At 57.1% G+C, this 12,618-nt stretch carries 11 protein-coding genes; 6 read left to right on the top strand and 5 right to left on the bottom strand.

Annotation, left to right across the window (positions count from 1 at the left end; translation table 11 throughout):
• The first annotated feature begins 52 nt into the window (after positions 1 to 52).
• Both ulaG and ulaR read left to right on the top strand, forming a co-directional pair.
• Positions 53 to 1,117 (top strand): L-ascorbate 6-phosphate lactonase, encoded by a 1,065-nt coding sequence (gene ulaG, locus GVO84_RS02200; protein ID WP_010427455.1) that lies wholly within the window; start codon positions 53 to 55, stop codon positions 1,115 to 1,117.
• A gap of 110 nt (positions 1,118 to 1,227) precedes the next feature.
• Positions 1,228 to 1,983: an HTH-type transcriptional regulator UlaR gene (gene ulaR, locus GVO84_RS02195; RefSeq protein ID WP_045907973.1), complete on the top strand. Its 756-nt coding sequence runs from the start codon at positions 1,228 to 1,230 to the stop codon at positions 1,981 to 1,983.
• Here ulaR and yjfP read toward each other — a convergent pair.
• A complete protein-coding gene (gene yjfP, locus GVO84_RS02190; RefSeq protein ID WP_159515377.1) occupies positions 1,980 to 2,702 on the bottom strand; it encodes an esterase in 723 nt (240 codons plus the stop codon). The genes ulaR and yjfP overlap by 4 nt on opposite strands.
• A 137-nt stretch (positions 2,703 to 2,839) precedes the next feature.
• Here yjfP and bsmA point away from each other — a divergent pair, with 137 nt between their 5' ends.
• The 3 genes from bsmA (at position 2,840) to GVO84_RS02175 (ending at position 5,697) form a co-directional block, all read left to right on the top strand.
• A complete protein-coding gene (gene bsmA, locus GVO84_RS02185; RefSeq protein WP_029740376.1) occupies positions 2,840 to 3,169 on the top strand; it encodes a biofilm peroxide resistance protein BsmA in 330 nt (109 codons plus the stop codon).
• A 136-nt stretch (positions 3,170 to 3,305) separates the two neighbouring features.
• A complete protein-coding gene (gene yjfN / locus GVO84_RS02180) occupies positions 3,306 to 3,593 on the top strand; it encodes a DUF1471 family protease activator YjfN (protein ID WP_032665074.1) in 288 nt (95 codons plus the stop codon).
• Positions 3,594 to 3,765: 172 nt separating this feature from the next.
• Positions 3,766 to 5,697: a methyl-accepting chemotaxis protein gene (locus GVO84_RS02175; protein WP_159515376.1), complete on the top strand. Its 1,932-nt coding sequence runs from the start codon at positions 3,766 to 3,768 to the stop codon at positions 5,695 to 5,697.
• Here the strand turns inward: GVO84_RS02175 and GVO84_RS02170 are convergent.
• Positions 5,694 to 7,316 (bottom strand): isovaleryl-CoA dehydrogenase, encoded by a 1,623-nt coding sequence (locus GVO84_RS02170; RefSeq protein WP_159515375.1) that lies wholly within the window; start codon positions 7,314 to 7,316, stop codon positions 5,694 to 5,696. The two genes, GVO84_RS02175 and GVO84_RS02170, sit on opposite strands and share 4 nt — an antisense overlap.
• Positions 7,317 to 7,509: 193 nt before the next feature.
• On the opposite strand from GVO84_RS02170, the gene GVO84_RS02165 reads away from it, so the two are divergent.
• Entirely contained in the window at positions 7,510 to 8,784 is a 1,275-nt protein-coding gene (locus GVO84_RS02165) for an MFS transporter (protein WP_121424849.1), read from the top strand.
• 84 nt (positions 8,785 to 8,868) lie between these two features.
• Here GVO84_RS02165 and rlmB read toward each other — a convergent pair whose 3' ends face one another.
• From rlmB to nsrR, 3 genes are all read right to left on the bottom strand, one after another.
• The gene (gene rlmB, locus GVO84_RS02160; protein WP_058840431.1) at positions 8,869 to 9,600 is read right to left on the bottom strand and encodes a 23S rRNA (guanosine(2251)-2'-O)-methyltransferase RlmB; all 732 of its coding nucleotides are present in this window, start codon (positions 9,598 to 9,600) and stop codon (positions 8,869 to 8,871) included.
• Positions 9,601 to 9,666: 66 nt separating this feature from the next.
• On the bottom strand, positions 9,667 to 12,111 hold the full coding sequence (gene rnr, locus GVO84_RS02155; protein WP_159515374.1) for a ribonuclease R: 2,445 nt from the start codon (positions 12,109 to 12,111) through the stop codon (positions 9,667 to 9,669).
• A 38-nt stretch (positions 12,112 to 12,149) separates the two neighbouring features.
• Positions 12,150 to 12,575: a nitric oxide-sensing transcriptional repressor NsrR gene (gene nsrR, locus GVO84_RS02150; RefSeq protein ID WP_023334253.1), complete on the bottom strand. Its 426-nt coding sequence runs from the start codon at positions 12,573 to 12,575 to the stop codon at positions 12,150 to 12,152.
• Between the last annotated feature and the right edge of the window lie 43 nt (positions 12,576 to 12,618).

The raw sequence follows: 12,618 nt of genomic DNA, 5'->3' as shown, positions 1-12,618 counted from the left end.
ATCACAACGAATCATTTAATGATTACTTTTGATTAAACCAGGAGTCAAAACGATGAGTAAAGTGAACACCATCACCCGTGAGTCATGGATTCTGAGCACCTTCCCGGAGTGGGGCAGCTGGCTGAATGAAGAGATCGAGCAGGAACAGGTTGCTCCTGGCACGTTTGCAATGTGGTGGCTCGGCTGTACCGGTATCTGGCTGAAATCAGAGGGTGGCGCAAATATCTGCGTCGATTTCTGGTGCGGCACCGGCAAGCAGAGCCACGGTAACCCGCTGATGAAAAAAGGCCATCAGATGCAGCGCATGGCGGGCGTAGAAAAACTGCAGCCGAACCTGCGTACCACACCGTTTGTGCTTGATCCGTTTGCCATTCGCCAGATCGACGCTGTCCTTTCTACTCACGATCACAACGATCATATCGACGTGAACGTGGCGGCAGCGGTAATGCAAAACTGCGCGGACGACGTGCCGTTCATCGGGCCACAGACCTGCGTGGATCTCTGGATTGGCTGGGGCGTGCCGAAAGAGCGCTGCATCGTGATGAAGCCTGGCGACGTGGTGAAAATCAAAGATATTGAAATCCATGCGCTTGATGCCTTTGACCGTACCGCATTGATTACCCTACCAGCCGACCAGAAAGCCGCTGGCGTGCTGCCGGACGGTATGGATGAGCGTGCGGTTAACTACCTGTTTAAAACCCCTGGCGGTTCCCTGTACCACAGCGGTGACTCTCACTACTCCAACTATTACGCGAAGCACGGTAACGAGCACCAGATTGACGTGGCGCTGGGCTCCTACGGCGAGAACCCGCGCGGCATTACCGACAAAATGACCAGTGCCGATATGCTGCGTATGGCGGAAGCGCTGAACACCAAAGTAGTCATTCCGTTCCACCACGATATCTGGTCAAACTTCCAGGCCGATCCGCAGGAAATCCGCGTGCTGTGGGAAATGAAAAAAGACCGCCTGAAGTATGGCTTCAAGCCGTTCATCTGGCAGGTCGGCGGCAAGTTCACCTGGCCACTGGACAAAGATAATCTGGAATATCACTACCCACGTGGTTTCGATGATTGCTTCACCATTGAGCCAGACCTGCCGTTCAAGTCCTTCCTCTGATAGTGCAGCCAAATCGCCAGACGTGATGTCTGGCGATGTCATATTTCTTTTAGTAATTTCACGCTATTTCAAATATCATCTTTTCAAATCAATTCTTATCGGAATAGCTCATGACGGAAGCGCAACGGCATCAAATTCTCCTGGAACTCCTGGCGCAAACAGGGTTTATCACCGTCGAGAAAGTGATCGAACGTTTAGGGATCTCCCCGGCAACGGCGCGGCGAGACATTAACAAGCTGGATGAAAGCGGCAAGCTGAAAAAGGTCCGCAACGGCGCGGAAGCCATCAGCCAGCAGCGCCCCCGCTGGACGCCGATGAATATTCATCAGGCGCAAAATCATGATGAAAAAGTACGGATCGCCAGAGCCGCGTCGCAGCTGGTGAATCCCGGTGAGAGCGTGGTCATCAACTGCGGCTCCACGGCGTTTCTGCTGGGTCGTGAAATGTGCGGCAAGCCGGTACAAATCATCACCAACTACTTGCCGCTCGCCAACTATCTCATCGATCAGGAGCATGAGAGCGTGGTGATCATGGGCGGCCAATACAACAAAAGCCAGTCCATCACCCTTAGTCCTCAGGACAGCGAAAATAGTCTCTATGCCGGGCACTGGATGTTTACCAGCGGCAAAGGCCTGACGGCGGATGGCCTGTATAAAACCGATATGCTGACCGCGATGGCGGAGCAAAACATGCTTAACGTTGTGGGCAAGCTCGTTGTGCTGGTCGACAGCAGCAAAGTGGGCGAGCGCGCAGGGATGTTATTCAGCCGTGCCGAACAGATCGACATGGTAATCACCGGCAAAGGCGCCAACCCTGAGATCCTCCAGAAGCTGGAAGATCAGGGGGTGAAAGTCCTGCGCGTCTAAAGATGCTGGCGGAAAAACGCCACCGTGGCGTCCAGCGCCGTCGGCGTGATGCGGTGGCGGACGCCCGGTTCCCACAGACAGGTCAGATTACCGTCCAGCCCTTCATTCATTAACACCTGCTGCAGACGGAAGGTTCCCTCGGGCGGGACCACATCATCCGCGTCACCGTGCCACAGCAGCAGCGGGCGATCGGCCACGCGCGGCAAAGCCCGGGTCACTTCCCACTCTGCCAGCGTCGCGGTCATTTCCGTTAAATCCTGAGGGGGAAAAAGCGTCTTCGCCAGCGAAGTAAAGTAGCCCGAGCCCATCAGACAGGCGACAGACTTCACTTCAGGATGATGCGTCATAATTCCCAGCGCCGTCATACCGCCCATCGATGCCCCGGCGACAGCCAGACGATTGTCGGCCACCAGCCCTGCCTCATAAAGCGCATCGCGCAGCCTGGCAAATTCGGTCAGGCTCCCGAGCAGGATCTGCCAGAACTGCCCCAGCCGCGCCTGCTCATTGCCCATAAAGCGTGCGCCGTGGTCTGGTGCATCTGGCATCACCACGCGGAAACCCGCCTGCGCCAGCGCTACCGCAAAATAACTGTAAACCAGCTTCGATGAGGTAAACCCGTGATAAAAAACCACAACAGGCAGCGGTTTATCACGTTTACCCGCTGGCATCGCGTGTAAAATTTCATGGTCGCCGAGGTGGCGTATTTCAATTTCAATCATTGTCGACCCTGTGCGAATGTATGATTCATAATGTTGAGAACTGGGTTACGCTTTCACGTCATTTTCATTCGAAATATACGTCCCAGATAACACTTCGGGAACATTCCCCCAAAACTAAATTCACAGACAACTACACTATGGCTATCAGGAAACGAGATATGGTTATGCGCAGGTTTGCTGCTTTATTGCTGGTGTTTCTGCTGAGTGGCTGTAGCGCGCTGCAGGGAACGCCGCAACCCGCTCCACCGGTCGCCGATCATCCACAGGAGATTCGTCGTAATCAGACGGAAGGATTACAACGAATGGGCACCATCTCCGCGCTGGTTCGCGGCTCTCCGGATGACGCAGAATCGGCAATAAAAGCACAGGCCGTCGCCGCCAAAGCAGATTATTACGTCATCATTATGATCGACGAAACCATCATAACGGGACAGTGGTATTCACAGGCCATTTTGTACCGTAAATAATGGTTTTCCTTTGAACGAGATTTACACTGCTTTGCGTCCATAGACATTTTCCTGTCCACAATAAACTCCACGCCCGCGTCAATGGAAGGGAGTTTATTCGCGAAGGATTGCCCGGCGGATACCGGATATATGTGAAATGGAGCTGACGATGAAACGAACTCTTGCTTTGACCTCACTGTTGCTCTCAGCAGGCCTGCTGAGCACCACCGCGCAGTCAGCAGAATTCGCCAGTGCTGATTGTGTGACTGGCCTGAATGAAATTGGCCAGATCTCCGTGAATAATATCTCGGGGAGCCCGCAAGACGTTGAACGTGTCGTGGCATTAAAGGCCGATGAGCAGGGTGCTTCTTGGTATCGCATCATCCAGATGCAGGAAGATAACCATATCGATCGCTGGCGGGTACAGGCCATTCTCTACGTGTAATCTCCCTCCTGATAAAAGCCACTTATTTTTAGTGGCTTTTCGTTTTTGCAAATTTTTTATCTTATTTAAAACCAATTAAGAACAATAAAATAACATTTTGTTACATTAATTCAGTAAACGTAATCCCCGCTCTGCCGTTGAAGAACCATACCTTTTCAATGATGAGCAATTTATGATCAACGTTTTTCGCCGCGCAGGCCTGGGTGCGAAGCTGTCACTGCTTACGGGCGTCAGTGTCGCCACGCTGTTTCTGCTTTTCACTTTTCTGCTCAGCCAAAAAGCCAGCCAGCAGCTTGAAGCCCTTGCGGTAGAAGATCTGCATAATCAGTCCACCGGCATGGTCGACATGGTGCAGATGTTTAATACCAGCCTGAGTGAAGAGGTTGAGAGCTATACCCGTCTGTTCACCACCTTTTTACCGCAGCCCCTGAACATTGATACTTCCCAACCCCAGACGATCAACGGGCTCAGCGTTCCGCTTCTGAAAGGCGGAGAAACCGGGCTGCATGAAAACAACACGCTTTCGGACGAGTTCCTGAACCGTACGGGAGCCATTTCGACGCTGTTTGTTCGCAGCGGTAACGACTTTGTTCGCGTAGCCACTTCCCTGCGCAAAGAGAACGGCGATCGCGCAATGGGTACCGTTCTGGATAACGCCAGCCCGGCCTTTGCCGCCGTCAGCAAAGGTGAAGTCTACCGCGGCCTGGCGCTGCTGTTTGGCAAACGCTACATCACCCAGTACCAGCCCGTGAAAAACGCCGAAGGACAGGTCATTGCGATCGTCTTTGTCGGGGTGGACATCACCCACTCCTGGAACGTCATGCGTGAGAAAATCCTCAACCGCCGGCTGGGCGAGAGCGGTCACTTCTTTGTGCTGGATCGCAGCAACGGAAAAACGCGCGGGCAATACCTGTTCCACGCCAGCGAAGAGGGAAAACTGCCGAAGTGGGACGGCGCGACGCAGCAGCAGCTTCTGAGTGATAAACCCGGCACGCTGGAGCGCGTAAGCGACGACGGCCGCACGCTGAAAATGGCCTATACCCCGCTGCCGGGCTGGAACTGGACTATCGTGGGTGAAGTGGATAAATCGGTGCTGCTCTCAAGCGTCACCGCCATGCGCGATCGTTTCCTGCTGGCCGGCGTGGTCTTATCCATCCTTTTTGCTGGCCTGTTCGTGGTCCTGATTCGCCGCGTGCTAACCCGGCCGCTGCGCAATGTGATCCACCTTGCCCGGCAATATGCCGCAGGGGATCTCCGTTCCAGCCTGCCCGTGACGCGCCAGGACGAAGTCGGCCAGCTGATCGATGCTATCAACGGCATCGGCGGCGGCCTGCAAAAAATTGTGCTGCAGGTCCGTGAGGCCGCAGGCGAGATCCATTCAGGCACCAACGCGCTGGCCGCCGACACTGGCGAGATTTCAGAGCAGATCAACAAGCAGGCCAGCAGCGTTGAAGAGACGTCTGCCAGCATGGAGCAGCTGGCCGCCACCGTGCAGCAAAATGCCGCCAATATGGAGCAAACGCAGCAGTTGGTGGGTGAAACCTCGCTCGCGGTTCATCAGGGCGGTGAGACGGTCACCCACGCGGTGTCGACCATGGACGACATTCGCGAAGCGTCAAAACGCATCGAAGACATCACGCGCGTGATCGAGTCCATTGCTTTCCAGACCAATATTCTGGCGCTGAATGCGGCAGTGGAAGCGGCCCGCGCGGGCGAGCACGGTAAAGGATTTGCGGTAGTCGCCCAGGAAGTTCGCGCGCTGGCGGGACGCAGCGCTAACGCGGTGAAGGAGATTGAACAGCTGATTGGCGATACGCTCAGAAAAGTGAGTGAGGGTCATGCGCTGTCTGAACAGACGCGCCTGGCGATGGATGACATCATCATTCATATCGATAACATCAGCCAGCTGGTCACCGAGATTAACCATGCCTCACGCGAGCAGTCCGCCGGGATCGGCCAGGTGAACCTCGCCATGACCCATATTGGCGAAGCGTCACATATCAATGCCGATCGCATCTCACGCAGCGAGCAAACGGCTCAAACGCTGCGCGAGAAGGGTTCACACCTGGCTCAACTGGTGAGTCTGTTCCAGCTAAAAGGCTAGCCGACTCTGCCCGTGGCGCGCAGCAGCAGATCACTTTGCACCTGCTCGCTCATCAGCGTACCGCCACGGGTGTCCAGTATCATGCGGCACCACGCCTGCGCCACCGGGGGCGATGCGTGCCGCAGCATCTGGCTCCCGGTACCGAGCAAGAAAAGCTGCTGCGCGATCTCCCTCCCCTGCGCCTCCTGCGGCTTACGCAGTTTTTGCTGAAGCTGTCGCCAGCTGCGGTCGAAGTGTCTGTCCTGCCCTTTTACCTGCGCAAACTCGTCGGCAAGCAGATCGTGAATACCGGGCTGCTTCGCCAGCACGCGCAGAACGTCCAGGCACATAATATTTCCCGATCCTTCCCAGATGCTGTTGACCGGCATCTCGCGATACAGGCGGGGAAGTTCGCTCTCTTCGCAATATCCGATCCCACCCAGCACCTCCATCGCCTCAGCGACAAACGGGATGCCCGCTTTACAGACGCTAAATTTCGCCGCCGGGGTAAACAGCCGCGCCCAGGCGGCCTCTTGCGGATCGGCACGCTTGTCCCACGCCCGGGCCAGGCGGAACAGCAGCGCCGTGTGCCCCTCCAGCACCAGCGCCATCCGGCTTAACACCTCACGCATTAGCGGCTGATCGATGAGGTTTTTGCCGAAGGTTTGCCGCTGATGGGCATGGTACAGCGCCACCGAGAGCGCCCGACGCATCAGTCCGTGGCTGCCCAGCGCGCAGTCAAAGCGCGTCAGGCCGCCCATTTTGAGGATCTGCCGTACCCCTTCGCCCTCTTCCCCCAGCAGCCAGCCGGAGGCATCAAGAAACTCCACCTCGCTGCTGGCGTTGGAGCGGTTCCCGAGCTTGTCCTTGAGGCGCTCCAGCCGGACGGCGTTGCGCTGTCCGTCAGGCAAAAAGCGCGGCACAAAAAAGCAGGATAGCCCGCCTTTCGCCTGGGCCAGCACCAGGTGCGCATCGCTTTGCGGGACGGAGAAAAACCATTTATGCCCCACCAGCCGGTAGCTGCCGTCGCTGCATTTTTCCGCTTTGGTGGTGTTGCTGAGCACGTCTGAGCCGCCCTGCTTTTCCGTCATTCCCATGCCGATCAGCAGGCCGCGCTTTTGCGCACCAGGGGCCAGATGCGGATCGTAGCGATCGCTGAGCAGCGGCGTCAGCCAGTCGTGAAATGCTTTGGGGAGTGCCAGCTGCAGCAGCGGCGTGGCGGCGAACGTCATGGTGACCGGGCACAGCGTACCCGCCTCCACCTGAGCATGCAGCACAAAGCGTGCGGCCCGAGCGACAAACGACCCTTTACGTGCCTCCTCTTCCCACGCCAGGTTATGCACGCGGTTGGCACAGAGTCCCTGCATCAGCAGGTGCCACGCCGGGTGAAAGCGCACGTCGTCCAGCCGCTCCCCGGCGGCGTCATAACGGAGTAGCTCCGGAGGATTAACGTTTGCCAGCCTGCCCAGCTCCAGCGACTCCGCGGTGCCTAACTGCTGTCCGATGCTGGCGAGCAGCTCAATATCCCACTCGGCCCCTTCACGCGCGACCGCATCGCGCAGGGCGCAGTCCGAGAGGAAAAGGTTGCTGTTGGAAAGCGGTGCAGGTTGATTGAAAACGGTATGGGTCTGCCAGTGCATGCTGTCTCCCTCCTTCAGTGGCAATGACGATAAGTATGGACAGACCGCGCGCACGCTGCATGGGAGGGGAGTCACACGTTCACGATCCCGCTGATATCATTCGTGAAATAGCTCACAGAACATAAGAATAAACTATTTCATCACTTCGCTTTTGTTGAATAATTTATTCTTACCCTTTTCAGTGAGGATCGTTATGCAACCGGATGCGCACAAGCGAGCATTAATTGCAGGCTCCATTGGTAACTTTATCGAGTGGTATGAGTTTGCGGTCTACGGTTTTCTGGCGACCGTGATTGCGAAAAACTTCTTCCAGCTTGAAGGAGAAGCGGGGCTTACCAGCCTGATCCTCACCTATGCCTCGTTTGCCATCGCCTTCTTCTTCCGCCCGCTGGGTGCGGTGGTGTTTGGCCGCATCGGCGACCGGATTGGCCGTAAGCCGACGCTAATCATTGTGCTGGTATTGATGACGCTCGCTACCGCCGCCATCGGCGTTGTGCCGGTCTATGCCAGCATCGGGATTGCCGCGCCGCTCATTATTACGCTGCTGCGCATCCTGCAGGGGCTGTTCGCGGGCGGCGAGTACGGCGGTGCGGTCTCGCTGATGACGGAGTTCGCCCCGCGCGGCAAGCGTGGGCTCTATGGCGCGTGGCAGTCCTTTACCGTGGCGCTGGGGCTGTTAGCGGGCGCAGGCATCGTGGCGCTGCTCTCCGCCCTTCTCACGCCTGAAGCCCTGCACGACTGGGGCTGGCGCATTCCTTTCTTCCTGGCGCTGCCCATGGGCGTCGTTGCGCTGTGGCTTCGCGTCAGCATGGAGGAGACGCCCAGCTTTGTGCAGCAGCAGGATAAACCGACTGTCGCTCAAGCGGATACTGCCGCCACGCTCCGGGCCATCGTGATGGGGATTGGGCGCGTCATGGTCTGGTCTGCGGCGGGGTATACCTATCTGGTGATTATGCCAACCTATCTGCAGTCGGCGCTGCACACCGGGTTTAACCAGGCGCTGCTGATAGCGGTGATTTCGAATATTGGTTTTGCACTCACCATCATTCCGTCGGGGATCCTGAGCGACCGGATCGGGCGCCGCACGGTGATGATTATCGCCACCGCGCTGCTGCTGATCCTCGCCCTGCCGCTGCTGAAAATCCTTCAGGCTGAGTCGAGTACGCTGGTGGTTAAGGCTGGTGTGGTATTGATTGCAGGCGGTCTGGTGGGCATGCTGGCGGGGCCAGGCCCTGCAATGCTATCTGAGATGTTCCCGACGCGCGTGCGCTATACGGGGCTGGGGCTGGCCTACTCTTTGTCGAACGCGATTTTCTCGGGATGTGCAGGGCTGATTATTACCGGGCTGATTAAGCAGACGGGCAACCTGGATATTCCGGCGTATTACGTGATGGCGACGGCGGTAGTGAGTATTTTCGCGCTGATGACGCTGAGGAAGGATGACCATTTGCGGTCGCTGGAGGAGTGAGGTTGTTTTTGCCGGGTGGCGGCTTCGCCTTACCCGGCCTACAAAACCGTAGGCCGGGTAAGGCGAAGCGCCACCGGGCGAAAATCAGCTACGCTGGCGCACCGCTTCAAACAGGCAGATGCCCGTCGCAACGGAAACGTTCAGGGACGACACGCTGCCCGCCATCGGGATGCTAATTAGCTCGTCGCAGTGCTCGCGGGTCAGACGACGCATGCCTTCGCCTTCCGCACCCATTACCAGCGCCAGACGGCCGGTCATTTTGCTCTGGTACAGAGTATGATCCGCCTCACCGGCGGTACCGACGATCCAGATGTTCTCTTCCTGCAGCAGACGCATGGTGCGCGCCAGGTTGGTCACGCGAATCAGCGGAACGTTTTCCGCCGCGCCGCAGGCCACTTTCTTCGCCGTCGCGTTCAGCTGCGCGGAGCGGTCTTTCGGCACAATCACCGCGTGCACGCCCGCTGCATCCGCGCTGCGCAGGCAGGCACCGAGGTTATGCGGATCGGTAACGCCATCGAGGATCAGGAAGAACGGGTTATCCAGCTCGGCAATCAGATCCGGCAGATCGTTTTCCTGATACTGACGACCCGGCTTCACGCGGGCAATGATCCCCTGGTGCACCGCGCCTTCGCTTTTCTCATCCAGGAACTGGCGGTTCGCCAGCTGGATCACCACGCCCTGTGCTTCCAGCGCGTGGATCAGCGGCATCAGACGCTTATCTTCACGCCCTTTCAGAATAAACACTTCCTGAAAACGCTCCGGTGCGCGCTCGAGAAGGGCCTGCACCGCGTGGATGCCGTAAATCATTTCACTCATTGATGGTTCTCGTAATAAGTATTTCCCCTCCCCCCGTAGGGGAGAGGGTCAGGGTGAGGGGAGAATTTACTCCGCCTGCTTTTTCTTGGCCGCGCGTTTCGCTTTGGTGGCGGCAGCTATTTTCTGCGTTTTCGCGGACGGTTTTTTCGCTGAACGGGCTTCTTTCTTCGCCGCCTTCGGCTTCTGTTTCTTCTCGCCGCGGAAGGCGCTGTCCGGCTCGAAGTTTACCTTCTTGCCCGCCTGACGACGTTTACCGCCGCCCGGTTTACCGTTACCGGTTTTTTTCGCCCTTTCACGCTCGGTTTTGCCGACGTTACGCGGCGCGCGCTCGCTGGAGATCAGGCTGAAGTCGATTTTACGGTCGTCCATATTCACGGCTTCGACCTTCACTTCGACACGGTCGCCCAGACGATAGGTCTGGCCGCCAGATTCGCCAATCAAGCGCTGACCGACCTGGTCGAAGCGGTAGTAGTCGTTATCCAGGCTGGAGACGTGCACCAGACCGTCGATGAACAGCTCGTCCAGACGAACAAAGAAACCAAAGCCGGTCACGCTGGCAATCACGCCTTTAAAGACGTTACCCACCTGATCGAGCATAAAGTCACACTTCAGCCAGTCCGCCACGTCACGGGTTGCCTCATCGGCACGACGTTCGGCCATGGAGCAGTGCTGACCCAGCTGCAGCATCTCTTCCATCGAATAGTGGTAGCCCCCGGTTTCGGTGGTGTTCCCTTTATGGCCCTGCTCCTGCGCCAGCAGATACTTGATCGCACGGTGCAGAGAGAGGTCAGGATAACGACGGATCGGCGACGTAAAGTGGGCGTATGACTGCAGCGCCAGGCCGAAGTGTCCCCGGTTTTCCGGATCGTAAATCGCCTGCTTCATAGAGCGCAGCAGCATCGTCTGCAGCATTTCTGCGTCAGGACGGTCGCCAATGGACTCCAGCAGCTCGGCGTAATCGCGCGGCTCTGGCTTGTTACCGCCAGGCAGCTCCAGACCCAGTTCAGCCAGCACGGAGCGGAACGCGGTGATAGCTTCCGTCGAAGGTTTATCGTGAATACGGAACAGCGCAGGCTCTTTGGCTTTCTCGACGAATCGTGCCGCTGAGATGTTCGCCAGAATCATACACTCTTCGATCAGCTTGTGCGCGTCGTTACGCTGGGTCTGCTCGATACGCTCAATGCGGCGTTCTGCGTTGAAAATGAATTTCGCTTCTTCACTCTCAAACGAGATCCCGCCGCGCTCTTCGCGCGCCTGATCCAGCGTTTTGTAGAGGTTATGCAGCTCTTCGATGTGCTTGACCAGCGGCGCGTACTGTTCGCGCAGATCCTGGTCGCCCTGCAGCATATGCCAGACCTTGGTATAGGTCAGACGCGCGTGCGAGCTCATCACCGCTTCGTAGAACTTGTAGCCGGTTAAGCGCCCTTTGGTGGAGATGGTCATCTCGCAAACCATACAGAGGCGGTCAACCTGCGGGTTCAGGGAGCACAGGCCGTTAGACAGCACTTCCGGCAGCATCGGCACGACCTGCGACGGGAAGTAGACCGAGGTACCGCGGCTGCGCGCTTCGTTATCCAGCGGGGTGTGCGGACGAACATAGTAGCTTACGTCTGCAATAGCGACCCACAGGCGCCAGCCGCCGCCGCGTTTTTTCTCGCAGTAGACGGCATCATCGAAGTCGCGGGCGTCTTCACCGTCGATAGTGACCAGCGGCAAATCGCGCAGATCCACGCGGCCCACTTTGGACTCTTCCGGCACTTCTTCGCGCAGGCTTTCGATCTGATCTTCAACCGCTTTCGGCCAGATGTACGGAATTTCATGGGTGCGCAATGCCATATCAACGGCCATGGTAGTGCCCATGTTGTCGCCAAGCACTTCGACGATTTTACCTACCGCTTTGGTGCGACGGGTTGGGCGCTGGGTGAGTTCCACCACCACCACAAAGCCCATGCGGGCGCCCATCACCTCTTCAGGTGGGATGAGGATGTCGAAGCTCAGACGGCTGTCGTCCGGCACCACGAAGCCCACGCCCGCGTCGGTAAAGTAGCGGCCGACGATCTGGCTGGTTTTTGGCACCAGAACGCGTACCACGCGCGCTTCACGGCGACCTTTACGGTCAGCGCCCAGCGGCTGCGCCAGGATCTGGTCGCCGTGGATGCACATTTTCATCTGTTCAGATGAGAGGTACAGATCGTCTTTACGGCCTTCCACGCGCAGGAAGCCGAAGCCATCGCGGTGACCAATAACGGTCCCTTTCAGCAGATCGAGGCGTTCTGGCAGCGCGTAGCACTGGCGGCGGGTAAAGACCAACTGCCCGTCACGCTCCATTGCGCGCAGGCGGCGGCGAAGGGCTTCAATTTGCTCTTCACCTTCAATGTTTAATTCAACGGCAAGTTCTTCACGATTGGCGGGTTTTTCGCGTTTTGTTAAGTGTTCAATGATGAACTCGCGGCTGGGAATAGGATTCGCGTATTTTTCGGCTTCGCGTTCCTGGAAAGGATCATGTGACATGTCGGTTCCTCCGTTGTCAGCTCCGGTGGAAATTTTCTTCATTCCACCAGCAATAATTTATAAAGCGGTTGATTCTCTTCAACCAAATCGGCCAGCGTGTAGTTATCCAGTTCCATGAGAAAACTTTGCACGGCCTTTGAAAGCGCCTTTTTCAGGCGGCAAGCGGGCGTGATGTGGCAGAACTCGCTGCTGCAGTTCACCAGAGACAGCGGCTCCAGTTCACGTACCACATCGCCCACACGAATACTCTGTGCCGGTTTACCGAGACGGATCCCACCATTCTTCCCGCGGACGGCAGCAACGTATCCGGCACGACTAAGTTGATTGATTATTTTGACCATATGATTACGGGATACGCCGTAGACCTCTGTGACTTCAGAGATACTGGTCATCTTCCCCTCGGGTAACGACGCCATGTAAATCAGCGCACGTAAGCCGTAATCGGTGAAACTTGTTAACTGCACATCAACCTCAGGAAAAAAGGGAAAACGCGGTCAAACCGCAGAG

The organism is Enterobacter sp. SM3, assembly GCF_009811935.2.
GTDB lineage: Bacteria > Pseudomonadota > Gammaproteobacteria > Enterobacterales > Enterobacteriaceae > Enterobacter > Enterobacter asburiae_D.
The sequence above is the reverse complement of the archived record's forward strand: the minus strand, read 5'-3'. Positions and strand labels throughout refer to the sequence as shown.